This window comes from Balneolaceae bacterium, from assembly GCA_034521495.1.
Taxonomy (GTDB): domain Bacteria; phylum Bacteroidota; class Rhodothermia; order Balneolales; family Balneolaceae; genus Rhodohalobacter.
Genome location: JAXHMK010000019.1, coordinates 157,624 through 183,527, shown reverse-complemented (window position 1 = coordinate 183,527; position 25,904 = coordinate 157,624). Strand labels below are relative to the sequence as shown.

Below are 25,904 nucleotides of genomic sequence, written 5' to 3'. Positions count from 1 at the left end.
TAATTTAAAAATGAAAGAATGCCAACCGAAACCACAAAAACTGGCCCAATATCCTTCTACAAGTAGAATAAGCAATAAGATCTGATTACGTTGACCATACTTACGATAGTTACAGTATGCAATGTGGATGGGCATTAAAATCCCCTCCGGCCTGTCCCTAACACACCTCTGTCACGCTGGCGGCGTAACTGTCTCACACGAACACACCTCTGTCCCGAAGCTTCGGGACTGTCTCCTCTGGAGAGGAGATTATTCTTACATTTATTCAAGAAATCAGGACCAAAATATTTTCGTTATATTCATCAGAAATGGCCACTGTAAGAGAAAATATCAATCCTTCTGTCTTAACGTTCTCACGCGAGCGAATGGGGTATGATATACCTGTAATTGCTAAGAAATTGGCAGTGAATGAGGAGAGGTGGCTGAAATGGGAACAGGGAGAGGAGAAGCCGACCACCAATCAGTTGATTAAAATTGCTGACAAATTAGACAGAACCCCTGCCTATTTCTATCTGGAGACTGTTCCCGAAGAAGAGGAGCCGTTGTCGGAGTTCAGGACGATTAATAATCTTGCGCTCGAATCCACTTCACCCAAACTGATATCCGCCATCCGGGAAGCACGCAGAAACCGGGAAGAGCTGGTTAGCCTCTATCGGTCGTTAAATCAATCCCCTGAGAAAATTCCGGAGTATGAAGTTGGCGAAAAGCAAATTTCGGTCATGGCCAAAGAGGTGAGGGACTGGCTGGATGTGTCATTTGATCTGCAAAGATCATGGAACAGTTCTTCGAACGCCCTGACAGAGTGGAAAAACCTGCTGGAAGAACGGGATATCTATGTTTTGCAGTTTCCTTATGTAGAAGTAAGTGAATGCCGGGGGTTTGCGATTGCAGATACTCCATTTCCGGTTATCGGTATCAATTCAAAAGATTCCTACAACGCCCGGATATTCACGCTGATCCATGAACTGGCCCATGTTCTGTTCAGAAACTCCGTGCTGATTAATGATTCGCTCACGAATTATTTCGGAAGTAACCGCTCACTTGAACAGTCCTGTAATCGTCTGGCCGCTGAGATTTTGGTACCGGAAGATCTGCTGAAAAATGAATTTAACAGATCCGATTTTTCGGTAAAAGAAGTAAAACGTGTAAGCAACCGATTCCGGGTTTCGGGATATGTGATGATGATCCGTTTAAAAAAATGTGGACTTATCAGCGAGAGCGAGTATGATGTTCTATTGCCTGAATTTTCATTTTATGACAGCTCGGGAAGCGGAGGCTCTGGCGGCAATCCCTATTACAACCGGATCGTCCAAAAAGGACGGCTCTATCTGAAAGCTGCGTTTCAAAACTATTTCAACGAACAGATTACGGTTGCGGAGCTGGCTAATCTTACCGGATGGAAAGTGCCCAACCTGAATGAACTTGCCGCGAAAACCTTCGGCTGGCCGGAGGAGGGGAACTACGTTTGAGATATTCCCTCGATTCGGATGCGATCATCGGTGCCTGGAGACAGTATCCGATTGAAAATTTCCCGAAACTTTGGGATTGGGTTGAGTCGATGGGGCGTAATGGAATTGGCGGGATGTCGGAGGTGGTGTTTAAAGAGTTGGAAAAAGGTGGTGATGAATGTTAATAAAGAAAAGTTTAAATGACCCTTTTTAGCAAACAGACAGACATTTCAACTATTGCAGATCTCCATTTGATCAAAGAAAGTCATGAATTGGAGTGCAAGAAAGCTCTTGGAAAAGACGGGCTGGGATCTGTCCCGAAATCCATGTGGGAAACGTATTCTGCTTTTGCTAATACTGATGGAGGCTTCTTACTACTTGGGGTAAAAGAGATGGACGATTCATTTGAGCCCTTTGGTATACCCAAAGCAGAAATACTGGTCTCACAAATCTATGACACACTAAATAATAAACAGAAGGTTAGTTTTAATACCGTTGGGAATAAAGATATCAAGTTAATTCCGGGGCCGAATGGAGATATCATCGTAATCTACGTTCCTCCGGCTACTCGCAAGCAAAAACCGGTATATTTAAATAATAATCCAATCGGCAACACATATAAAAGGCTTCACGAAGGAGATAGATTATGTGATGATGAAACGGTTAAAAGAATGTTGGCTGAGCAACAGTACGATGATAGGGATAGTAAAATTTTTCCAGGTTACAACTTAAAAGATATTGAAGATGAAACACTGATAAGATTTCGGCAGATGCTACGCCTGAGGAATAGTAACCATCCTTTTTTAGAGCTAAACCATATCGATTTTTTGAGAAAAATTGGTGGCTATAAACGTGATCGTGAAACTGGAAAAGAGGGTTTAACATTAGCCGGTATTTTAATGTTTGGTAAATGGGAAGTTATTCAAGATGCAGTTCCGTACTACTTTGTGGACTACCAGGAACGACCTGAAGCCAAAACCGAGCTGCGATGGGTAGATCGTGTGGTTCCTGATGGCACGTGGTCGGGCAACATTTTTGATTTTTATCAAATTGTGTATCGCAAAATGACTACTGACCTTAAAGTGCCATTTCAACTTAAAAAGGGACAGCGTGTTGAAGACACACCGGTACACGAGGCAATAAGGGAAGCATTGATAAACGCTCTTGTTCATGCAGATTATATGGGACGGGTGTCAATTTTAGTAGTAAAAAGGCCGGATATGTTTGGATTTCGCAACCCCGGATTAATGCGTATTCCTGTTGAAACGGCTTACGGAGGTGGAATTTCTGACTGTAGAAACCGAATTATGCATCAAATGTTTCTACTCGCGGGGTTGGGAGAAAGAGCTGGCTCCGGGATACCCAAAATTATACAGAATTGGGATAAACAACACTGGCGTAAACCCTATTTGCATGAAATTCAGGAGCCTGAACAAACCCTCATGGAATTAAGAATGCAATCTTTAATTCCTGATGAAACAATGGATGAATTGCGGGATTTATTTGGAAAAGAAATTGATAAGATAAACATGCTCGAACGAATTATTCTTGCGACAGCGGAATCAGAAGGTGTAATTTCTCATCAACGTATCCAATCTATATCTGAAACACATCCGCATGACATTTCTTTATCTCTTCAGAATTTGGTAAAGTCTAATTTCCTGGTTCCAACCGGCAAAACAAAAGGAAGGACATATACATTACCTGGTCGAGATCTTCCGACACCGGAGGACGTTTTCTCAAAAGGAGGTGTTTCTGCAAAAAATACGGAATCTGATTTTGGTAAAAGCTCCGAACACAATCCTGCAAGCTCCGAACATATAGGCGAGAGCTCCGAACATAAAGCTGATAGCTCCAAACATAACAGTGAAAAAGAGCGTGACACAAAAGGACGTCTGATTACAGCGGAGTTCGATTTTCCTGTAATTGATCAATTATATGAACTTTCGGATGATTATTTGAACGAGCTTAAAGAAAAAGCGAAAGTTCCACGAAATAAAAAAAGAGTAGCCGTAGAGACATTAAGCAGCGTTATCTTAGATTTATGTAGGGAGCAGTACATTACCATTAATGCTCTTTCTCAAATTGTTGATAGAAATAGTGATGGCCTGAGGCAGCGGTATATTAAAAAACTTGTTGAAAAAGATGAGATGAAAATGGCTTTTCCGTCAACTCCTAATCACGAAAAACAAGCTTATATAACCAGTGAGTAAATACACCGAAGACAGCACTGTAGAACAACCTGCTATTGATCTTTTCAGTGACCTGAATTGGAAAACGCACAACGCCTATGATGAGGTATTGGGCGCAGAGGGAGATCTCGGCCGTGAGACGACGGAAGAGGTGGTGCTGACAAATGTTCTTCGAGAGAAGCTTCAGGGTTTCAATCCGGACATCCCCAAAGATCAGATTGAGGAGGCGATCAAAGAAATTACGCGAGACCGTTCTTCTGTCCATCCCGTTAAAGCCAATCAACAGGTGTATGACCTGATCCGAGACGGTGTGGATGTGGAGTACCGGAATGCCGAGGGAACACAAGTTCAGCATACAGTAAAGGTAATCGACTGGCAAAACCCTGAGAAGAACGACTATCTTTTGGTCAGCCAGCTATGGGTATCCGGTGAGATGCACCGGCGCCGGCCGGATTTGATCGGGTTTGTCAACGGCCTCCCCATGATTTTGTTCGAACTCAAGAAATCAACCCGACGTCTCTACGAAGCTTATCACGATAACCTGCACGATTATAAAGATACGATCCCGCAGCTCTTCTGGTACAATCAAGTGATTATCCTCTCCAACGGATCGGATACCAAAGTAGGAACCATCACCTCTCCCTGGGAGCATTTTAACGAGTGGAAGAAGATCAGTGATGAGGAGGAACCCGGTAGAGTGAGCCTGGAGACGGCCATCCGGGGAATCTGTGAGAAAGAGCGGTTGATGGATCTTCTGGAACACTACGTGCTGTTCAAAACAACCGGCGGGGAGCCGCAAAAGCTGCTGGCCAAAAACCACCAATATCTGGGAGTGAACAACGCGATTCAAGCCGTACGACACATCGAAAAGAACAAGGGAAAGCTGGGAGTATTCTGGCACACACAGGGAAGCGGGAAGAGCTTCTCGATGGTGTTCTTTACCCGGAAGATCATGCGGGCTTTGCCGGGCAACTGGAAGTTTGTGATTGTGACCGACCGCATTGACCTGGACGATCAGATTTACAAGAACTTTGCTTCTGTAGGCGCTGTTACCGAACCCGAAAAAACGGTTCGGGCCGACAGCAAGGAACAGCTTCAGCAGTTGCTGCGCGAAAATCACCGCTATGTGTTTACGCTGATCCACAAATTCCACGCAAGGGACGGCGAGGAGTTCCCGGTCCTCAGCGAAGATGAAGATATCATTGTGATGACCGATGAGGCGCACAGAACCCAGTATGATGTGCTGGCTATGAACATGCGGAAAGCGCTGCCCAATGCGGCCTTTCTCGGCTTTACCGGAACCCCGCTGATCAAAGGAGAAGATGAAAAGACGAGGGAGGTATTCGGGGACTATGTGAGCGTGTATGACTTTAAGCAGTCCATTGAGGATGGGGCTACAGTACCTCTGTTTTACGAGAACCGCATTCCGGAGCTTCAGCTCACCAACGAGGATCTGAATGAGGAGCTGGCCGAGATTCTGGATGATGCCAACCTGACTGAGAAACAGGAGGAGAAGCTGGAGCGGGAGTTCAGGCAGGAGTATCACCTGCTTACCCGGAACGACAGGTTGGAGACCATCGCGGAAGACTTGGTGGAACATTTTCTGAACAGGGGATACATGGGCAAAGGACTGTTCATTGCCGTGGACCGGTTTACGGCGATCAAGATGTATGACCTGGTTGAAAAATATTGGAAGAAGAAATTGCAGGAGTATAAAGAGGAGCTGAAAACGGCTGTCGGCTCCCGGCGCAATGTGCTATTGGAGAAAGTCCATTTTATGAATGAGACGGATATGGCCGTGATGATCTCCCAGTCCCAGAATGAGATCCGGGATTTTGAGAAGAAAGGACTGGATATCAAAAAGCATCGCATGCGAATTGAAAAAGAGCCGCTGGATGAGATGTTTAAGGATGAGGAGAATCCGCTGCGCCTGGTGTTTGTCTGCGCGATGTGGATCACCGGTTTTGATGTGCCCAGTTTATCTACTCTCTACCTTGACAAGCCGATGAAGAGCCACACCCTGATGCAGACCATCGCCCGAGCCAATCGCGTGTTTGAGGGCAAAAATAACGGCCTGATTGTGGATTATGTGGGTGTGTTCCGAAACCTTCAGAAAGCACTGGCTATCTATGCGACCGGTAAGAAAGAGGAAGAGGGCGGTGAAGCGCCGGTGAAGGATAAAGAAGAGTTGGTTCGTCAGCTTGAAGAGGCGATTGCGGAAGCGAAAGCGTTCTGCGATGAACAGGAAGTGGATCTGGACAAGATCATTCAGGCAAAAGGATTTGACCAAACTGTGTACCTGGATGAGTTTGCCAAAGCAATTGTGGAGTACAGGGAACTGGATGAGTCGGTTGATGATGCCGTTGAAAACGTTCTGATGAACGATCAGAAGAAAAAAGAGTTCAATAAACATGCGCGGGTTGTGAACAAGCTCTACAAGGCGATCCTGCCCGATCCCGATGCGTACCAATATCTGCCGGTACGGTCCGCATTAAAAGCGATTGCTGACAAGATTAAAATCCTGGAGCCGTTTCAGCCGGATGATATTTCAGAAGTAGAATATAAAATTGAGAAAAAACTGGACGAGTCGATTGTCAGCGAGGGGTATACGATTGATTACGATACCGATCTGATCGATATTGGAAAGATTGATTTTGAGAAGCTGAAAGAGCGATTCAACAAGAAAAAGCACAAGCGTATTGAGCTGGAGAAGATCAAAACTACCTTGAAAGAACGCATCGAGGAGATGGTGGAGCAGAACCGGACCCGGATGGATTTTAAGGAGCGGTTTGAGGAGATGATCGAGAAGTACAACAACTACAGCATCAATGTGGATCTGCAGCTGGAAGAGTTGTTCGATCTGGCCAAAGACTTGAGTGAGGAGGGAGAACGCGCAGTTAAAGAGAACATGGATGAGGAGGAGCTCGCTATTTTCGATATCGTCACCCAGCGGCAGAAAATCGATCTGAAACCGGCCGAACGAAAAAAGATCAAGGAAGGGGTTCACGATCTGATTGAAAAGCTGAAGCAGGAGAAGCTGGTGCAGGACTGGAAAAAACAGCAGCGCTACATCTCCGATGTGAAAGTAACCATCGAGCGGGAGTTCGACAGTATTCTGCCTGATGTGTACGACCGGCGCCTGTTCACCTCAACGGTGAACGAGGTGTTTGATCATGTGTATCAGAGGTATTGAGTGGAGAAAATCATGAAATATTTTTTGCACCTGTAAGAGAACTTATAGAGACACAATTTAAAAAGCAGGCCGATGAAACAACTTAAACTCCGATTGCTCAATGTGAATGTCATTTTCAAGGTCATTGACTTTAACTGCAATTAATGCAGGATCTGCTGTAGAAGAGGGGGGAATCCACTCTTTCATTTCAAACCCTCGTTCCGTCATTTGATCGATATGAAGATCCGCCCAGCCGCTAAACCAAACTCCTGTTTCTTCATCAGAAATTATTTCTCCATCGCATTCAATCTGCAGCTGCTCGCGAATATTTCCCGGCACCATGGTGATTCTAAAGTTTACAGGCAACACTACTCCACTTGGCGCTCCGTTAGCCCCGGCCGTTGCAATATTAAGTCCTAAGTTTAATCCTGTAATGGTCATATCACCATTTTTTCCGGTAAAAAGTGTGATGCAATCATCGCTGTCTGAGTCGATCCAGCTCAACCCGGTGTGTTCAACATTACCCTGGCCGGAAAATGTAATTCCGACGGCAGTAGAGACTTCTGCTCCAATCGGAATCACTCCTTTAATTGCTGCATAAACTTTATCATCAGGATCTCCATCCTTGAACTCCATCGATGATTCAATCTCAAGTTCAAACTGGCCGCAATTGGCGGCATCCTCGAGAAGGCTTTGGGAGGTAGAGCCGGTAACCACCTCGGGGTAAATCAGGCTCAGATAGCTCCACCGCAGCAGCAAGCGAATTTTGGATAGATCGTGGTTCAGGCAATCGGTTTTTGCCTGTACAACAGCGGTTTGGAAGGTTGAGATCATAGCAGATATTAGTTGAGCATCCAATGCAGAAACCTGGGCCTGAACCTCCGACCTTGCTGTGTTTAACTTTATTTTCCAAAATCTGTAAAGCTGAAACGCCTGCTCCATAAGTTCCGGAGATGATCCTGCTACGGAAATGATTGCCATCGCCTGGGCATGATATGCTTCAAGAATACTAACTTCAGTCTGTATTGATGGATCATTCAACAGGTTTTGAGAGGCTCTGTCTCTTGGATCCGTGGGCGGATGATTTTGCTGCTGATCTCGTATCTCATCATCGGTCGCTTCCATGGAGCCATTTCCGCTGAAGTGAGAGACAGGCATGACTACCTCATTCGATGTCGTTTCACGAACCGAACTGAAATAGAACTCATCTCCGTTGGACTCTGCACCAAAAGCAACAATTTGGCTGCTGTTTGAACCGGGCAATCCGTTGGGATCTTCGATTCGAAGTGTGGCTGCTTCAAGAAATTCCAGGCCTTCAGGCTGAAGATCCACTCCCAGGCGAAAGGATGAACCCACCGGAGCGTCCTCAATGGAGCTGAATGGGGTCATTGTAATCTCCTCAGGTGAGAGCAGTGCATTTTCCGGAATATCGAGTGTGTATGTGATTCCTCTTGAATCTGTAGTTGAGATGGAACCACCCTCCCTGGGTATTAGAGTTGTAACTGAAGATGAGTTCTCGGTTTCAAAGTTGACGCTCAACGGATTTGGCTCGCTCACGCCCTCTTCAAAGACTGCTGTGACAGATTTTGGTCCATCCATCGTGATTGTTTGAGGATTGTCACTTCCCGTAAGGTCTCCCTGCCACTCCACAAATTTCCAACCTCCGGCGGGAACAGCATTCAATTCTACAATAGCACCGGAATCATAATCGGTTATTTTACTTTGAACCAAACTCTCTTCGACCGTCCCCTCGCCGTCCGTTTCAGTCTCAAGCGGAAACTGCCGCTCTGCAAAAAGGGCGGTGATGTTCTTGTCGGAGTCCATTGTGACGGATATAGGATTATCCGTACCTGTAACGGATCCCTGCCATCGTTCGAACATCCAGCCATCATTGGGTGTCGCAGAGACGTTCACTTCCGATCCTTCGTCATATTCGCCTTCGGCAGGGGAGACGCTTCCGGCCTCAACCGGATCTGAACTCACATTCAATTGATAGAGTGAACCGCTGTCCGTTGAGCATGAAAGAAAAAATGAAACTGACAGGATAGAGATGATCAGGTATTGGATGATTTTCATAACAGACAGATTAAGCTCGACAATTAATAGCTTTGGTACAGCAGACGATTCAATCTCACCGATTTTGGACCGATAAGAAATTCTATTATTAGCTACGAATTTCGAATGAAATAAAGCTCAATTTATTTTTGGCAAACTGTAAATGAAAATAGATTTGGCAGGTGAAAAATTAATTTTCCCCGTTGCGTTGTCTCAGCTCGTTCCGTCTCATTGGCATTTGGTCAATTCTCCCAAAGAAGTCTTCATTTGACAAGAGTTCAGATTGCCGCAGTTTTACACCGCCATCCAGTCCGATCAGTAATATTTCGAACGGTTTTTCACTCTTCTTGTAATCTGAATACAGTTTATTGGATTCCACCCAGTCCTCTTTCTCTTTGTCATCCCGTTTAAATTTATCGGGTAATACAGTGTATATGACAAGCTTTCTGTCATCCAGGCCTTGTTGATCCGAATAGAGTTCTTCTATCTGATTTTGGTAAACAGAGTTGTTTGTATCATCCGTTAAAATTAAAATCAGGCGGTCTTCCCACCGGTGAGACGAGAGATCCTGCGATTGAGCATCGGTAGCCATTACGATAAGACAAATAAGAAATAGAATTGTTGATTTCATACTTTCATTACAAAAGATATGAGGGTAACGTTTCTCTTTAGCAAGAAGTAGAGATGGAGATTTGGAGATAGAAAGATTTCCTTATTCCAGTCTGTTGGACTATGGATTTCCTTATTCTAATGAAACGGCATTTATTAGATTATAGAATAGATATCAATAATTGGTTGATTAGATCCGCGAAGTTTCCATAAGACTTCGCGGATCTCTCTTCAATCACCTCACCAACCACCGCTCCACCAAATCAAACAATCCTTGAACCAGTAGCGCCAAAACAGCCGCCGGGACTGCACCCTCCAAAATTAAAGGGACGCTGTCGAGGCGGATACCGGTTAAAATCGGCTGACCATACCCGCCGGCACCAATTAACGCTCCAAGGGTAGCGGTACCTACATTAATCACCGCCGAGGTTTTGATTCCTGCTAAAATGGAGGGAACGGCTATCGGGAGTTCGATTTTTCGGAGGATGAGGGAATTGGGCAATCCCAGTGCCCTGGCGGACTCTTTGACCGGTTCAGAAATAGTTTTAATTCCGGCGTGTGTATTTCGAACAATGGGCAGAAGGCTGTACAGAAACAAAGCGGCGATGGCGGGTAATGCGCCGATTCCGAAGAGTGGAATCATAAAAACCAAAAGTGCCAGGGAAGGGATCGTCTGCAGAATCCCTACAGCTCCCAAAACGGCAGTTTCTAAGATCTGTACTTTTACGGCCAGCACCCCAACCGGTATGGCAAGCAGGATCGCAAGCCCGAGTGAAATTCCAACCAGGTAAAGGTGATCGAGAGTGTGACGCCAAAGCCGGTCCCAAAATCCTTCTACAGAAACCCGGGATTCAATTTGACTGGTTTCGGCTAAAAATTCTGAAGCAACAAGGGCATCATCTTTCTGATCAAGCTTAACAGCGGCATTCATTCCAATCATCTCTTCTCTTGAAATCTCTCCTTCAAACCGGGTGATCGCCTGAACGACCTCCTCATTCAGATCAGACCTGTAGAGAAAAACCGCTTCATAATCAGGGAAGAAATTTAGATCATCTTCCAAAACTTTCAGGTCATAATAATCAATCTCTGCATCGGTGGAGTAGAGGTCGATCACATCGATATTTCCGGCATCCAGCCCGCGGTAGGCAAGGTCGTGATCGAGTCCTCTGACCCGCTGTGGAGTGAGTTGATACACCTGCTGAACGCCAATCCAGCCATCTTCGCGATCCATGAATTCATTGCTAAAGCCAAAGATCAATTCGGGATGATCCCGCAGATCAGAAATGGTTTCAATACCTAATTCTTCAGCCCGTTCACGGTTCATACCAAGAGCATAGGTGTTGTTGAATCCGAGCGGTTCGGTCATCTCAATTCCAAACTGATCCAAAACGTCAATGAGTTGGTCCCGGTTTTCAATTTCCCGTCCGGATAATATCTCTTCGATGATGGTTCCTGTATAATCCGGATAGAGATCGATTTCGGCATCTACAAGTGCATTCCATAAGATCCGGGTGCCGCCCAGTTGTTTGTAGAGAGCGGTTTGATGTCCGTCAGATTCAATTGACTGTTTTAAAATCTCTCCAAGGATGACGGATTCAGTAAACGTTTTAGTGCCGATAGTTACAGCTTCATCTGATTGACTTTGTGCTGAAACTGAATCGGTCATCAGAAAAAAGGAAAAGAGAAAAAGCATCAAGAATCTCATCTTACAACTCCTCCAGCGGACTGCGTTGTGCCTGCACAAACTCCTTTACGAAGTTATTCGCGGGCTGATCGATAATCTCTTTGATAGTTCCTTTTTGAATGATTTTCCCGGAGTGCATCAAGGCAATTTCATCACCCAAAAACGCGGCTTCGCCCAAATCGTGCGTAACCAGCAAGACGGATTTTTTAAGCTCACGAAAGATTGAACGAAGATCATTTTGCAATTCATACCTCACAAGCGGGTCGATGGAACCCAACGGCTCGTCCATTAGTAAAATCGGAGGATCAAGCATGAGCGCGCGCATCAGGCTGATTCGTTGTGCCTGTCCGCCGGAAAGATTTTCAGGTTTACGATCCAGCATCGATGAATCGATATTTGTAAGTGCTGAAAGTTCATCAATTCGCTCCTCTTCTTTTTCAGTATTCCAACCGAGATAATTTGTGACCAGCGTTAGATTTTCTCTGGCCGTGAGATGAGGAAACAGTCCGCCGCTTTGAATCACATAGCCCATTTTTCTTCGAAGGGAGAGAGCGTTTTTCCCGGTCATCGGTTCATCCTCAATCAGAATTTCACCGGAATCGGCCTCAATCAGTCCCATAATAATCCGAAGAAAGGTAGATTTTCCACATCCGCTTGGCCCAATCAGCGATACCGTTTTTCCCTTATCAATCGAAAGCGAAACATCGTCCAATACTTTTTGATCGTATGTTTTGGTTATGTGGCGTGCCTGTATCATGGAGGCAATGTACAAGATCCGCGAAGTTTTGGAAACTTCGCGGATCTAAATAAGGCTATAAACTTTACCAAAACTGTAAGGATTGATTAAAAAGATGGAATCAATTTTAAATCCGAACTATTGTATACCATTTGAATAATAATTAAAGTGAAGGAAACCAAACCTTAACGAATCTGCTATTTTATGAGTTTAATTCAGGATTTTAAAAAGTTTGCCATTCGCGGGAATGTGCTGGACCTGGCTGTTGCCGTAGTCATTGGAGCTGCATTTGGACGGATTGTTACCTCTTTTGTGAATGATGTGTTAATGCCGCCGATTGGCATATTACTTGGAGGGGTCGATTTTAGTGATTTTGTTCTCACGCTTAAAGAAGCTTCCGGTGAGGTTGCCGCGGTAACGATAAACTACGGGGTTTTTCTACAGCACCTGGTTGATTTTACAATTATCGCTTTTGCAATATTCATGGTGATACGGTCTTTTGAAAAGATGAAAAAGAAAGAGGAGACCATACCTTCACCTCCGCCGGAGCCAAATGCGGAAGAGAAATTGCTGACAGAAATAAGAGATCTTCTGAAAGAGCAGGGAGCCTGATGGGTGAGATCCGCGAAGTTTCCAAAACTTCGCGGATCTCTTCAGGGCTATAAACTTTACCAATGCTGTAAGGGTTTTCTTGATTCGGGTTCATACAAGTAAAGCAGTTAAAACTGTATCAAGAAATAAATATAAAATGGCACAGAAAGTCATTCCTTTCGAACCCGGTCATATCTATCATGTGTATCATCATGCTAATGGAGATGATCTGATTTTCAGGGAAACTGAAAACTATTTTTTCTTTCTAAGTAAGATTGAAAAATATATTCATCCAATATCAAAAATATACGCCTATTGTTTGATGCCGAATCATTTTCATTTTTTGTTAAGGGTAAAAAAAGAGAGTGTATTAGAGAATTTTTTTGACTTAGATGATAAAAATCCGCGAAGTACAGGAAGATTTCGCGGATTAGAAGGACAAATCGATTTTAGTTTGAATATTTCAAAGCAGTTCAAGAATTGTCTGATTTCTTATGCGAAGGCATACAATAAAGTTTATGAACGTAAAGGCAGCCTGTTTTCGGAGAATTTGAAACGAATAAAAATATCTCAAGATGATTATTTCGCCAATATGATTCGATATATCCATTTTAATCCAGTAATCCATGGTTTTACAAAAAATGCGAGGAACTGGAGTTTTTCATCATATCGCGCATATCTTTCCAACAAGAATAGTTTATTAGAGAGAGATGAAGTTTTTGAGTGGTTTGGGGGAGAAGATGAATTAAAAAGGTTTCACCTTTCAGTACAGAAGGACGAATTTGAAGAGATAAGTCATTTAATATTTGAGTAGGAAGCCTTATTAGATCCGCGAAGTTTCCAAAACTTCGCGGATCTCCTTACTTCGCGAATCTTCCTACTAATAGTCAAAAGCAGACCGAAAAGTCAGAAATTCGTTGATGTTATTCATATCCATCACACCGATAATCTCTCCATTTTCCAGCACAGGAAAGAAATTGCGGTTTTTCCGGTTCAGTTTTTGATAGGCGCTTGACAGTTCATTATTGGCTTCGAGTGTAACTACGGAGGTGTCCATTACTTCACGCACGGGAGTTTCTTCACCTGAACTTTGAAGGGCTTTGGAGAGATCATTCATATACAGAATACCGGCAATCTCACCGTTTTCAACAACAACGAAATCCTGTTGTGTACTTGCCAGGATTTTATCAACTGCGGTTTTAAGTATATCATCAGGATTCAGAGTTGAGTATTCGGTAATCATGGCATCACGAATTTTATAGCCTCTCATCAATTCAATTTGCTGAATCATGATGTTTTCTGAATGGGCACCAAACCAGATAAATACGGCAATCACCGATAGCAAAATCCCATAAAAAAGTCCGTAAAGGAAAAACAAAAGAGCCAGGAATTTTCCAACCGAAGCGGCTATTTGAGTAGCTTTAATTCGTCCCATTTTCATGGTGAGGATGGCACGAAATATTCGTCCGCCATCCATGGGGAAAGCGGGAATGAGATTAAAGAGAACCAGTGCGATGTTGGCAGTGAGAAGATAGAAAAGAAAATTGTCGGGAGTAATCATCGAGAGTTCTTCCTGCAACGTTTCCGGATCCATCGAAGTATAGGTCTCAGTGGGTACAAAAATTACCAGAATAATTGCTATAACAACATTTACAGCAGGCCCGGCTATTGCAACAAGAAACTCCTCTTTTGGATTGTCCGGAATTTTTTTGAGGCTTGCCAGCCCGCCGATAGGAAGAAGGGTTATGCTTCGAGTTGGAATACCATAATTTTTAGCAGTCAGTGCATGACCAAATTCATGGAGAACAACACAAATGAACAATCCCATGATAAATAGAGAATGCCAGATTAGATCTGCAAATGTACCATCTTTTGTAAAGACCAGGAATCCGATAAACAGGAAAAGAAGCCAGAACGTCCAGTGAATTTGAACTTTAATCCCCGCAAACCGGCCAATTTTTAGTGAAGAGCTCATAGGTGTTTAACTAATGTTGAAATAATAGAACCTTCTTAAGTATAAAAATTTATAGTGAACTTCTTTTTACGAATCACCTGGAATAAAAAATTTGAATTCGTTTATGATTTGGTTTCACCTGAACACCTAATTTCATATCTTTATTTAGATTGAGTTAAAATAGTATAACTGATATAGATATGTTACCACTGACCATTGTAAAACCCGGTGAAAACGTTGATATCTCCACGCTTTCGTGCAGTTCAGATGAGGCGAAGCGTCTTAGGGAGTTGGGTTGTGTTGAGGGAAATCATGCAGTAATCATCTCAAACCAAAAAAATGTCGTATTACAAGTGGGAGGGACCAAGCTTGCAATTAATGGCAAACTGGCTCGATCCATTTTGGTTACACCAAGATAGAGAATGAAAAAACTTTCCGATCTAAAAGAATCAGGCGTCAGAACCATAAAAAATGTCAAAGGGCCTGAAATGTTGAGACTGCTTGAAATGGGATTGACTCCCGGCTCAAAAGTAGAAGTGGTTCGTGCGGCACCTCTTGGTTATCCCATCGAAGTAAAAATACGGGGATATTTATTGTCGCTTCGGGAATCAGAGGCGAAATGTATTGAAATTGAATAGGGTGAATAGAAGTGCAGAGAGAAACAACAATTGCGTTAGTCGGAAATCCTAACACGGGAAAATCTACACTTTTCAACGCTTTAACAGGGTTAAAGCAAAAGATTGCCAATTACCCCGGAGTTACGGTTGAAAAGAAGGTTGGTTATGCAACCATTGGTGGTAAACAGTTTAGAATTGTTGATCTGCCCGGAACATACAGCCTGAATCCAAAACAGATCGACGAAAGAATTACCTACCAGGTTTTGGCGGGAAAATATGAGCATGAACCAGAGCCCGATCTTGTGATTGTAATGGCAGATGCCAGCAACCTCGACAGGAATCTTTACCTGGTTTCGCAAATAATGGATCTGGGAATTCCGGTAATTGTTGTGTTGAGTATGGTTGATGTAGCCGAGGAACGGGGGATTGAGATCAATGCAGATAAAATATCCAAAGGTTTTGGAGTTCCCGTTCTCCCCATGGTAACGAAAAACGAGAAAGAGGTTCAGAAACTTCGTGATTATCTCTCCTCTCATACGTTAAATGCCTCAAAGCCCCTGCAGTGGAACCCTGGAGAATCGTTACGAAAGGCGATCAATATAATTATTGAAGAGTGGATTAAACCGCATACCGGGCTGCCTGAACGAACGTGGACTGTTGAGGCTCTTCGGTTTATTGGAGATGACCAGGCGATTAATCTCATTCCGGAGATCGAGAAACAGCATCAATTAAGGCAGATCGTACAAAAAGCCCGAAAAATTCTCGATGATGCCGGGAAGAATTATGCAGCTGAAGAAGTACTGAAGAGGTATGATTACATTGAAAAATGTACAGCCGGATCGGTCGTGAAATCCGGTGAAGATAAAGCCACGCTTTCAGATAAAATTGATGAATATGTAACCCATAAAGTATTTGGGCCTGTTATTTTCGGGTTGGTATTGCTCTTAATGTTTCAATCTATTTTTTCGTGGGCTGAACCATTTATGGATCTGATAGATCTGCTTTTTATTGAGATGGGAAGTTGGGTTGCAGCCAATTTACCACCCGGTATATTAAACGACTTGTTGGTTGAAGGGGTGATTGCAGGTTTGGGGGGTGTGGTGATTTTCCTGCCGCAAATTACATTTCTTTTCTTCTTTATATCGGTTCTTGAAGGAACCGGGTATATGGCCCGCGCAGCGTTTGTAATGGATGGATTTATGACCCGAATCGGTTTACATGGGCGATCTGTGGTTCCGTTAATGTCTGGCTTTGCCTGTGCAATTCCCGGAATTATGGCTGCACGGACAATTGAGAACTGGAGTGATCGAATTATCACAATCATGGTGCTGCCATTTATGGCATGCTCGGCAAGATTACCGGTTTACGCACTGATGATTGCAGCTTTTATACCCAGTACAACTTTCCTGGGAATTTTTACACTCCAGGGTATTACCTTCTTTGGACTCTATATTTTTGGAATTGTGATGGCAATTCTCGCTGCATTTGTGATGAAACAGTTTATAAAAACGGACCAGCCATCCCCGTTTATTATGGAATTGCCAAGTTATAAAATGCCAAAATGGTCGGGCGTGTTCCAAAATGTATTCGACCGCGGTAAAGTATTTGTAACAGAGGCAGGAAAGATTATCCTGGGCATTTCAATTGTGCTGTGGTTCCTGGCTTCCTTCCCGAAAACGGATCAGCCTGAAACGCTTGCCACAGATAATATTACAACCGAGAATGTTGAGACAAGATCCAGTGAAGATGAACAAGTTGCTGCATCATTAAAACTGCAGCAGAGTTATGCGGGTCAATTTGGCCAGTTCATTGAACCGGTAATTGAACCCCTCGGTTTTGACTGGAAAATTGGTATCGGTTTGATTACATCCTTTGCAGCCCGGGAAGTGATGGTGGGCACGCTCAATACAATTTATAGTGTACAAGACCAGGATGATGCAGTTTCCCTGCAAAAGAAACTTCAGCGCGATGTTGATAGTAATGGCGAGCCTATTTACAGTGTTTGGACTGCTTTATCACTAATGGTTTTCTTTGCACTTGCAATGCAATGTATGAGTACGATAGCCATCGTAAAAAGAGAAACCAATTCCTGGAAGTGGCCCGCCGTTATGTTTATTTATATGACCTCACTGGCATATATTTGCTCGTTTCTTGTATACCAGGTTGGAACAAACTTTAGTTGAATTTGCTCCGGACTTTAGAAAATGTTTCTTTCAATTCACCGGTAGCTTTTTCGAGACCTGCTTTGATATCATCCCAGGCTTCTTCTCCTGAATCTTCAAGTTGCTCCAGCTTAGCTCTTGCGGTCTTCTGTTTCTCCTTCAGTTCATCAAGATATTTTTGAGAATCAATTTTTCCGTCAGCCTGCTTCTGTTTGATCTTAGCTTTCAGCTTGTCGGCATCTGCTCTCCATTCATCCAGTTGAGCTCTGATTTTCTCTTTATACGCTTCTTTGTTATCCATATCTGGTCATTTTTTTAATTCCTAATTCTATTATAAAAACAGGGATTACCTGGAATGCGTTCATCTGCCTGTCACGTATAGCTTTACAAAAGATCATCAGTCAGCAGTTTCATCGTAGTGCAATCATAAAAAAAGAGAGTATGAAAATGAATTCATACCCTCCCTAAAAAAGCGGAAAAGATTCTATTCCGGGATAGTAATGTTGGTTTGAACATCCTCAATGATTGTAGTCATTGTCATGGCTCCTTCTGCTAACATTTTTTGCAGTCGTTCCATCTGCGGCTTAACGGCGCGTTCAAGAATTCGCTTTTGTAAGCCTGATGCGTTTTCCATCTGCTCTTCGAGATCTTTCATACTTTGCTGCGCTTCGGCCATATCTTCAGCAGACATAGAACCTGAAATACCCTCGATCCTCATCTCCATCATGAAAGGTATCAGCATACCGTCAATATTTCGAATATCTGACATTACCATATCAGCTGACCCCGTATACTCTCCATCGTAATTGATGTCAAAGTTCATACGGATCGGAATATAATCTTCGGCATCAATATACATCCGGCCGCTTTGCGGTTCGGCCTGTTGTTGTTGCTGTTGTGCCTCGGGGGTGGTTACCATATCATCATATAGAGCTGTTACATCTTCAATGAAAAGAACATGAGCCCGACGCCCATTAACTGTTTCCGTTCCCTCGTAAGTAGAATTAGCAACCAGTGCATCATAGTTCTCCTGGAAATTGTAGTAGTTTGTTGCCGGTGTATTTGATCCTGAATTCACAACCTGCATCGTTGGAAAGCCATCGGTTTCAACTTTTCTGTAGTAGGTTGTATCCGGATCTGTTTCCACGAAACCCTCCATGCGTGTAATCATCATCATGGTTTCAACATCTTCGATAGAATTGGTGTACTGCTCAATCATTTGATCAAGAATCTCCTGGGATGATTGTGCAAAAAGTGAGGTTGAACAGATGACAAGTAGTGTCGCTAAAATGAATGAAAACTTAATCTTTTTCATATTCCTGAATGTTTAATTAGTTGTATATGGATAAAATGTTATTTCTTTTGATTGGAAACAACAAGGGCCTCATTAATTAGGCGTAAATTAGGGTATAATTCTTTCAATATTTGATTTTGTGAAAGAATACACCGGTTCAAGTGAAGTCATACTTTCTTAAAAATCACAATTCCGTTATGCCCTCCAAAACCAAAATTATTACTCATTGCAGTATTTACTTCCTGTTTTTGGGCCGAACCAAGTACAATCTCAATATCTTTTGGAATTTCATCGTCAATTGACTCCGTATTAATGGTTGGCGGAATAATATTTTCCTGAACAGATTTCACAGAAAATACTGCTTCTATAGCACCTGCGGCACCCAAAAGATGGCCGGTCATGGATTTGGTTGCACTGACTGTTGGTTTCTTATTACTGTTCTCAAAGAGTTTAGACACAGCAAGCATCTCGCTGATGTCTCCCACCGGTGTAGATGTGGAATGTGTGTTGATATAATCTATATCATCCGGATTGCAGTTTGCTTCTTTCATAGCCAGTTTCATGCCCCGGAGTGCTCCAAGACCTTCCGGATGTGTAGCTGTCAAGTGGTAGGCATCGGCCGTCATTGCAGCACCGGTTACTTCTGCATATATCGTTGCTCCCCGGTTTTTGGCATGTTCATACTCCTCAAGAATCAGGGCACAGGATCCTTCACCCATTACAAAACCGTCTCGTTCGGGATCGAATGGCCGGGAAGCTGTTTCAGGTGAATCATTTCGGGTGCTCATGGCACGCATGGCTGTAAATCCACCGATTGTTGCTTCGGTAACGGGCGCTTCAGAACCACCGGTAATAAACGCTTTTGCTTTACCCATTTTTATGTAATTATAGGCATCCATGATAGCTGTGTTAGAACTGGCACAGGCAGATATTGTGGTATAGTTAATGCCCATCAACCCAAACTTCATGGAGATCATACCCGAAGCCATATTGGGGATGAGTTTGGGTACAAAAAACGGGCTGAATCTGGGAGTCATATCATTAGCGATATAGCCTTTCAATTCCTCTTCAAATGTACCCATACCACCCTGTCCGGTTCCCCAGATCACTCCAACATCAAACGGAGATACTTTTTCAAGGTCCAGGCCTGAATCGTTCATCGCTTCGGCAGCTGCATAAAGGCCATATTGGGTAAAGAGATCAGACCGCTTAATCTCATTGCGGTCGAGATACTTCTTTGGGTTGAAATTTTTAACTTCGCATGCAAACTGAGCTTTAAATTTCTCTGGATTGAAGCGTGTAATATCTGCTGCTCCGCTTACTCCTTCCACAGCATTTTTCCAGGTTTCAGGCATATTTTCGCCGAGGGGGGTGATGGCACCCATTCCGGTAACCACAACTCTTGTATCATTCATATTTATAATTGGCAGACATCAATTCTAATTTTTGTGAATAGTATAGATATGGGTAAACAGACTCTTTATCAATGGTAAAGCGAAAGAGAAGTTACCCCGAAATTTTTACTTAATAATCCATAAGCTAAATAATATTAGCATAATGTAGAATTTTATAAGTGGAAACCGGAAAAAAGAGAACGAATTTGCTTTGATACAACATTAACAGTCCTATAGCATTTTTTCCTATTACTTTTGTACCGCCAAAAGTAAGCAAAACCTCCCGGCTGTGATGGCTTCCGGGTATGGGTTGCCCGCACGTGTACACTCTGCGAATGCTCACAGGGTGAGCGCGCAGAGCGATTTCTCCCGTGCTGTGCTGCACCCCATGCCAATCCTCCACCCATCAAGGCCGAATATATTGGCGACCTATCATCGATCAATCAGGGTATGCGGGAATAGCGGGAAAACCGATGGAAACGGCAAGAAAGAACTGAAAGTAAATCATAGTTTAATATTATAGAATGTGAACATCTCTATTCCCGATGCGTTTTTCGTCACCTGGCCTTCAAAGCTTTAGCGTAGTAGTCCTTTTTTCGCATTAAAAAAGGGACTACCACAAAACGTAATTTATAGATCAATGTCATCCTGAAGAATTCCGTCAGCGCTTTTCTAACGGGATGAAGTCCCTATGGGATCCGACTACCGGCTGAAGGGATCTCTTTTTTCAGTTCCTAAACTTGTGTCCACACAATGGAGCTCTCTGGAGTGTATCAAATCAAATGAATATAGAGCATCAAACAAATAGTTCACACAAAAAATGGGGTAAGTCCTCTAAAGAGAAATAGGAGTTGCCCCATTTTTTTAATTTTAAACTTATAAATAGTTCTTTATTCTCGTCTCGGTGCTCTGCTCCGAGATGGTAGTCAGGGCTGCTCTGCTGCCCGTATGTAGCCAATATACGGCGGGGCAGAGCATCGCCTGTATTCTGTTTCACGGGAGAGCGGTGAAACAAGGGAATTAGATTTTCCACTTCATAAAACTGTTATCAATAATATTTTTAATTACTTATGGTACAAAAAAATATCTTCGGGTTAACTTCTCTAAAGCGAAAGATGCTGTATAGATGTTAATTCTGAGAAGAAAGGGTTGTTTTATTGTTCTTCAGAGCGACTAATTTTGCTCAAAAACGGGGCAACACAATTTTTAAAGTGAATTGGTATGAATCTGAATCAGTAAATTTTTAACGCTGCAGAAACTTCTTATAAAGTTCAAGTAATTCACTCATCATCATAGCTGTAGCCCCCCATAGTGGAACTTCGTGTATAGTCCAGTAAGGTACGTGAAAACTGGTAGGGGTCAGATCCCACTTTTCTTCTTTATAGTTTTCATTTTCGATTAAATTTTCCAGGGGAATTGAAAAAGCTTCTTTCACTTCTGCCGGGTTTGGCTGTAGTTTTGGCTCCTGTTCTAAAAAACCCACAAAAGGGGTGATTTGATTATCCGTTCTGTGCAGGTAGAGAGGAGTAATACAGCAAGCAATCTCTATCTGATTTCGGGTAACACCAATCTCCTCTTCTGTTTCCCTTAGAGCTGTTTCTTCTGGTAATTCGCTACCCTCACGGCGTCCGCCCGGGAAGCTTATCTGACCGGCGTGGCGAATACCTTCCGTTCGGAGAGTTAGAATAACATTCAGTTGGTGGTTTTTATCAGGGAAGAGAGGAATTAAAACACTGCTGGGGTAGGCAGTGTCGGATTCTTTCTGCGGCAGCACAAAATTTGGATCAAGCGGTTCGGGCGACATTTTCATCTGAGCCTCTCGTCCCGGTAAATCTTTTTCAGACTGCTCTATTAGAAATTTATAAAAAGGATGGAGCGCCATTTAGTAGTCAATTTTATCTTCTTTTTTCTTCCACTTTTCAAAAACCTGAACTGCCCTTTTTCGTTCAGTGGCGATCATTGGAATGGTTCGTTGTTCCGGTGATATGTCCAACTCTTTATAGATAAATTCATCATCAAAACCGGCACCGGCTGCATCTTCGCGTGTTGCGGCATAATAGATTCGTTTTGGCCGGGCCCAGTAAATTGCACCGAGACACATCGGACAGGGTTCGCAGGAGGTGTAAATCACACAATCGGTGAGCTGAAAATCGTTTAGTTCTTCGCAGGCATTTCGAATGGCAATAATTTCGGCATGGGCTGTGGGATCGTTGTCTGTTGTTACACGATTGTGTCCCTCGGCAATAATGGTGTTGTCTTTCACAATCACACAACCGAAAGGCCCGCCGTGGTTTTGATCCATGCCCTTTTGGGCCAATTCAATGGCTCGCTCCATAAACTTCGTTTCCATAACTCACTTTTATTTGCAATCTGATTGACCTGTTTTCAACCTAAACAAAATAAGATTAATTGAGCAGGAACTGAACCAGAAAAGATAGTGAGATATGGAACATTATAACTTTGGATGGTGAATCAGGTTCTTGTAGGCGGAAACCATAGTTTGCTGGCGGGCTCCGAAAAAATACATCATAAAAACCACGAAGTTTGCAAAATTGACTTTCAGGTACGGGTTCATATCATATTTTCTTGCCGATACGGTCACGTCTTTTGGAATGATTTTAAAAGAGGTTTTTCGTTGAATTTTTTGAATTAGATCATAATCCTCCATAATCATGAAGTCATCCCGAAATCCACCCAGTTTTTCAAATAGTTTACGTCTGATGAAAAGTGTTTGATCTCCACCCCGGCACATAATCCGGTCAAATCGGGTAAAGTAGGAGTTCACTTTTAAAAGCAAGCGGTCCGAATCAAACTGAAACCGATAGCATCCGGCAGGACAGCCGTTTTTTAAAGCAGTCTGAAGATCATCGAGATAGGTTTCAGGAGGGAACGAATCAGCGTGAACAAAATAGAGAAGATCACCGGATGAGTGTCGATATCCCATATTCATTTGTGCGGCCCGGCCTTTTTTCTTGCATACCAGGCAGCGAGCATCGCTTTTCCGGGCTATTTCAACGGTGCGGTCGTCACTTCCTCCATCTATTACGATGAGTTCATGGAGCCGTTCGTCGCCATATTTTTTTAAATGATTGAGAAGTTTCCCAATCGATTCTTCTTCATTATATGTGGGTATTATTACACTAACTTGCATAGGCATAAATGTTTCACCAAGTAACGAATAACTAAATCGAGTTAAAAACGGAGATCCTTATTGTTATCAATTTGTTAGGTTTTTAGATACGCAGGTTCTTATCTATTGGATTGAATTTACGTTTAATAAAATGTTTAAATATGAAAAGAAAGTTCGGTAGTCTTTCAATAATTTTATTGTGTTTTGCTATGATTTCGTGTTCAGGAGAGTATAATCAGGTGGAAACAGTAGGTTGTGATTTAAGTCAGTTTGAAGGTGAGATGAATCAACAGCCGACCCTGGCACAATTGTCAATGCTGTTGGTACAACGAATTCGCGATGAGGTGCCTGCAGATGATATTACGAAATGTCTCGCAAATATCAGTCCCGGTAAACTACAGTCAGAACTTGATACGGAAGCAAAGAAAAAAGCTTTTTGGTTAAATGTGTATAACGCCTATGTGCAGATCATTCTGCAGGACTCGCCGGAACTTTTTAAAGATCGAAACTCGTGGTTTGGTTACAATTTTTTCTCATCACCACAGGTAACGATTGCAGGGTATCGGATGAGTTTTGATGATATGGAACATGGAATTATGAGACGCTCAACCATCAAGTTGTCACTCGGATATATGCGCAATTGGTTTATTGATGAGGTCGAAAAAGAGTTAATGTGGGAAGAGATCGATCCAAGAATTCATTTCGCGCTGAACTGCGGAGCGGCAAGCTGTCCCTATGTGGCCGTGTATGATCCACAGCATGTTGATGAACAGTTAGATCGTACAACCAGCAACTATTTATCGAGAACAACAGACTACAACGAATCGGAAAATACAGCAAGAGTAACCCGGTTAATGAGCTGGTTCAGGGGAGATTTTGGCGGGCTTGACGGGGCTAAACAATTTTTAAAGAAGTACAATGCTATTCCACAAAATGCCGATCCGTCGCTGGAGTTCAGAGAGTACGACTGGACACTGGATCTGGGTAATTTCCAGGATTTGTAGGTGTTATTAGCTACGAAAGCACACAATCACAAAAATATAGTTAGTGTTAAGTCAAATATGAAATGTCGGAAGCAACCTGTCAGCACCCACTGGATCTGACAGCGTTGATTTTTGACGCTGACAGAAACCCGGAAAAACACCGGGAATGCTGTCAGGTCTATATCCGACAAATGATAATTGACATGACATTAGTGTTTTCGTAGCAAAAAAAGAGAGCCGATCTGTCAAAATTGAATGCTACAAAACAGTTTTAAAAGCTGTATTTTTTGCTCTTTAACAGAATTAAATAAATTGATTTACTGTATATGTCATTATTAGTTGTTGGGTCTGTCGCGTATGATGGAATTGAAACGCCGTTTGGTAAAGTTGATAAGATACTGGGCGGTTCTGCTACCTATATTTCACTCACCTCTTCCTACTTTCAAAAAAATGTGAACCTTGTTGGTGTTGTAGGTAAAGATTTCAGCCAGGATGATATCGACTTGTTCAAAAGCAAAGATATCGATCTGCAGGGTTTGCAGATAGATGACAGCGGCAACACGTTTTTCTGGAAAGGTAAATATCATTACGATCTGAACAACCGGGATACACTCGATACGCAGCTGAATGTGTTTGAACATTTTGATCCTGTGATTCCCGAATCCTACCGCGATTCTACATTTGTTGCACTCGGAAATATAGAACCGAGTTTGCAGGGCAAGGTCTTAGATCAGATAGACAATCCCGATTTGGTAGTGATGGATACCATGAATTTCTGGATTGAGGGAAACCCGGATGCTTTGAAAGAGACTTTAAAGGAAGTGGATCTATTGGTGATCAATGATTCGGAAGCCCGGGAACTGGCTGATGAACCAAACCTGATTAAGGCGGCTGATATAATTCGTGATATGGGACCTGATTTTCTGATCATAAAAAAAGGAGAACATGGCGCGCTTCTTTTTACGGATGATGAAATTTTTTCAGCTCCTGCATATCCTGTGATCGATATATTTGATCCGACGGGGGCGGGTGATTCATTTATGGGCGGTCTGCTGGGCTGGCTCTCCTACACGAACGAACTCTCTCCTCAGAACTTTCGCCGGGCAGTAATTTTTGGTTCCGTTATGGCGAGTTTTTGTGTAGAAGAATTTGGTCCCGAACGGCTTAAAAATTTGACTGAAAAAGAGATTTACGACCGGTACAGAGAGTTTCGCGCACTCAGTGAGATTCCGGAAGTAAATTAATAGAGATGTCAAAACCCAATATACTTTTTCTTGCCTCTGGTAATCCTCATAAAATTGAGGAGCTTCAGCAGATTTTAAAACCGCTGGGCATTCAATTGAAGTCAACACTGGATTATCCAAATGCTCCCGAAGTAGAGGAGGATCAACCCGATCTGAAAGGAAATGCGCTGAAAAAAGCCAGATTCTGGTATCAAAAAACAGGATTACCTTCCATTGCAGACGATACCGGCTTAGAGGTGGAAGCACTTGACGGTGCTCCGGGAGTGTACTCAGCCAGATATGCAGGCGAAGATGTAACTTATCAGGATAACGTTGATAAACTGTTGAAAGAGATGGACAATGAGAAAAATCGGGCGGCCCAATTTCGAACGGTGATTGCGTATATCACAGATGAGGCGGAGCATTTTTTCGAGGGAGTTTGTAAAGGAAACATCTTAGCCGAAGAAAAAGGAGCAAAAGGTTTTGGGTACGATCCGGTTTTTCAGCCCGATGGTTATAGACAAACATTCGCCGAACTTGATGCCAAAGAAAAAAATAAAATCAGCCACAGGGGAAAGGCTTTAGAGAAGTTTTTAAACTTTCTTAAGTAAAGTGGCAAAATTTTGATTCCGGGGATTTGTAGAGACTCTGATTGAGAAG

23 protein-coding genes are annotated in these 25,904 nt (G+C 43.0%); 12 read left to right on the top strand and 11 right to left on the bottom strand.

Going from position 1 to position 25,904, the window contains the following annotated elements:
• Nucleotides 1-308: 308 nt before the first annotated feature.
• From U5K72_18010 to U5K72_17995, 4 genes are read left to right on the top strand one after another with little or no spacing between them, the layout of a single operon-like run.
• The gene (locus tag U5K72_18010) at nucleotides 309-1,469 is read left to right on the top strand and encodes an XRE family transcriptional regulator (GenBank protein MDZ7720718.1); all 1,161 of its coding nucleotides are present in this window, start codon (nucleotides 309-311) and stop codon (nucleotides 1,467-1,469) included.
• The gene (locus tag U5K72_18005) at nucleotides 1,466-1,633 is read left to right on the top strand and encodes a DUF4411 family protein (protein MDZ7720717.1); all 168 of its coding nucleotides are present in this window, start codon (nucleotides 1,466-1,468) and stop codon (nucleotides 1,631-1,633) included. The genes U5K72_18010 and U5K72_18005 overlap by 4 nt, the downstream gene beginning before the upstream one ends.
• Nucleotides 1,634-1,648: 15 nt before the next feature.
• Nucleotides 1,649-3,661 carry a putative DNA binding domain-containing protein gene (locus U5K72_18000; protein MDZ7720716.1) on the top strand — a complete coding sequence of 671 codons (2,013 nt, stop codon included), beginning with the start codon at nucleotides 1,649-1,651 and terminating at the stop codon, nucleotides 3,659-3,661.
• The gene (locus U5K72_17995) at nucleotides 3,654-6,833 is read left to right on the top strand and encodes a type I restriction endonuclease subunit R (GenBank protein MDZ7720715.1); all 3,180 of its coding nucleotides are present in this window, start codon (nucleotides 3,654-3,656) and stop codon (nucleotides 6,831-6,833) included. Before U5K72_18000 ends, U5K72_17995 begins: the two co-directional genes overlap by 8 nt.
• 57 nt (nucleotides 6,834-6,890) lie before the next feature.
• Here U5K72_17995 and U5K72_17990 read toward each other — a convergent pair whose 3' ends face one another.
• The 4 genes from U5K72_17990 to U5K72_17975 all read right to left on the bottom strand — a co-directional run bounded on the left by U5K72_17990 (nucleotide 6,891) and on the right by U5K72_17975 (nucleotide 11,932).
• A complete protein-coding gene (locus tag U5K72_17990) occupies nucleotides 6,891-8,888 on the bottom strand; it encodes a hypothetical protein (GenBank protein ID MDZ7720714.1) in 1,998 nt (665 codons plus the stop codon).
• Nucleotides 8,889-9,057: 169 nt separating this feature from the next.
• Nucleotides 9,058-9,498, bottom strand: a complete 441-nt coding sequence (locus U5K72_17985) for a DUF4174 domain-containing protein (GenBank protein ID MDZ7720713.1) — start codon at nucleotides 9,496-9,498, stop codon at nucleotides 9,058-9,060.
• Nucleotides 9,499-9,711: 213 nt separating this feature from the next.
• The gene (locus U5K72_17980; GenBank protein MDZ7720712.1) at nucleotides 9,712-11,142 is read right to left on the bottom strand and encodes a glycine betaine ABC transporter substrate-binding protein; all 1,431 of its coding nucleotides are present in this window, start codon (nucleotides 11,140-11,142) and stop codon (nucleotides 9,712-9,714) included.
• Between the two features lie 40 nt (nucleotides 11,143-11,182).
• Nucleotides 11,183-11,932: an ATP-binding cassette domain-containing protein gene (locus tag U5K72_17975; GenBank protein MDZ7720711.1), complete on the bottom strand. Its 750-nt coding sequence runs from the start codon at nucleotides 11,930-11,932 to the stop codon at nucleotides 11,183-11,185.
• A 168-nt stretch (nucleotides 11,933-12,100) separates the two neighbouring features.
• Here U5K72_17975 and mscL point away from each other — a divergent pair, with 168 nt between their 5' ends.
• Together mscL and U5K72_17965 are read left to right on the top strand one after the other, a co-directional pair.
• Nucleotides 12,101-12,508, top strand: a complete 408-nt coding sequence (gene mscL, locus U5K72_17970) for a large-conductance mechanosensitive channel protein MscL (GenBank protein MDZ7720710.1) — start codon at nucleotides 12,101-12,103, stop codon at nucleotides 12,506-12,508.
• A gap of 136 nt (nucleotides 12,509-12,644) precedes the next feature.
• Nucleotides 12,645-13,301, top strand: a complete 657-nt coding sequence (locus tag U5K72_17965) for a hypothetical protein (protein ID MDZ7720709.1) — start codon at nucleotides 12,645-12,647, stop codon at nucleotides 13,299-13,301.
• 66 nt (nucleotides 13,302-13,367) lie between these two features.
• Here U5K72_17965 and U5K72_17960 read toward each other — a convergent pair whose 3' ends face one another.
• On the bottom strand, nucleotides 13,368-14,462 hold the full coding sequence (locus U5K72_17960; protein ID MDZ7720708.1) for a site-2 protease family protein: 1,095 nt from the start codon (nucleotides 14,460-14,462) through the stop codon (nucleotides 13,368-13,370).
• Nucleotides 14,463-14,641: 179 nt separating this feature from the next.
• Between U5K72_17960 and U5K72_17955 the strand changes: the two genes are divergently transcribed.
• Genes U5K72_17955 through feoB form a run of 3 tightly spaced genes read left to right on the top strand, consistent with a single transcriptional unit; the run spans nucleotide 14,642 to nucleotide 17,241 of the window.
• Complete coding sequence (locus tag U5K72_17955; protein ID MDZ7720707.1) at nucleotides 14,642-14,860, top strand: FeoA family protein; 219 nt, start codon at nucleotides 14,642-14,644, stop codon at nucleotides 14,858-14,860.
• Between the two features lie 3 nt (nucleotides 14,861-14,863).
• A complete protein-coding gene (locus U5K72_17950; GenBank protein ID MDZ7720706.1) occupies nucleotides 14,864-15,079 on the top strand; it encodes a FeoA family protein in 216 nt (71 codons plus the stop codon).
• A gap of 11 nt (nucleotides 15,080-15,090) precedes the next feature.
• Entirely contained in the window at nucleotides 15,091-17,241 is a 2,151-nt protein-coding gene (feoB, locus tag U5K72_17945) for a ferrous iron transport protein B (protein ID MDZ7720705.1), read from the top strand.
• Here the strand turns inward: feoB and U5K72_17940 are convergent.
• From U5K72_17940 to U5K72_17915, 6 genes are all read right to left on the bottom strand, one after another.
• Nucleotides 17,234-17,521, bottom strand: a complete 288-nt coding sequence (locus U5K72_17940) for a hypothetical protein (GenBank protein MDZ7720704.1) — start codon at nucleotides 17,519-17,521, stop codon at nucleotides 17,234-17,236. The two genes, feoB and U5K72_17940, sit on opposite strands and share 8 nt — an antisense overlap.
• A 183-nt stretch (nucleotides 17,522-17,704) precedes the next feature.
• A complete protein-coding gene (locus tag U5K72_17935) occupies nucleotides 17,705-18,535 on the bottom strand; it encodes a hypothetical protein (protein MDZ7720703.1) in 831 nt (276 codons plus the stop codon).
• Between the two features lie 146 nt (nucleotides 18,536-18,681).
• Entirely contained in the window at nucleotides 18,682-19,929 is a 1,248-nt protein-coding gene (fabF, locus tag U5K72_17930; GenBank protein MDZ7720702.1) for a beta-ketoacyl-ACP synthase II, read from the bottom strand.
• A 1,222-nt stretch (nucleotides 19,930-21,151) separates the two neighbouring features.
• Entirely contained in the window at nucleotides 21,152-21,790 is a 639-nt protein-coding gene (locus U5K72_17925) for a CoA pyrophosphatase (protein MDZ7720701.1), read from the bottom strand.
• Entirely contained in the window at nucleotides 21,791-22,258 is a 468-nt protein-coding gene (locus U5K72_17920; GenBank protein MDZ7720700.1) for a nucleoside deaminase, read from the bottom strand. It lies immediately after the preceding gene.
• A 102-nt stretch (nucleotides 22,259-22,360) separates the two neighbouring features.
• Entirely contained in the window at nucleotides 22,361-23,059 is a 699-nt protein-coding gene (locus U5K72_17915) for a TIGR04283 family arsenosugar biosynthesis glycosyltransferase (GenBank protein ID MDZ7720699.1), read from the bottom strand.
• A 218-nt stretch (nucleotides 23,060-23,277) separates the two neighbouring features.
• Here U5K72_17915 and U5K72_17910 point away from each other — a divergent pair, with 218 nt between their 5' ends.
• From U5K72_17910 to rdgB, 3 genes are all read left to right on the top strand, one after another.
• Nucleotides 23,278-24,042 (top strand): DUF547 domain-containing protein, encoded by a 765-nt coding sequence (locus U5K72_17910; protein MDZ7720698.1) that lies wholly within the window; start codon nucleotides 23,278-23,280, stop codon nucleotides 24,040-24,042.
• A gap of 305 nt (nucleotides 24,043-24,347) precedes the next feature.
• Nucleotides 24,348-25,265, top strand: coding sequence for a PfkB family carbohydrate kinase (locus U5K72_17905; protein ID MDZ7720697.1), 918 nt, complete (start codon nucleotides 24,348-24,350; stop codon nucleotides 25,263-25,265).
• 5 nt (nucleotides 25,266-25,270) lie between these two features.
• The gene (gene rdgB / locus U5K72_17900; protein ID MDZ7720696.1) at nucleotides 25,271-25,855 is read left to right on the top strand and encodes an RdgB/HAM1 family non-canonical purine NTP pyrophosphatase; all 585 of its coding nucleotides are present in this window, start codon (nucleotides 25,271-25,273) and stop codon (nucleotides 25,853-25,855) included.
• Nucleotides 25,856-25,904: the final 49 nt, after the last annotated feature.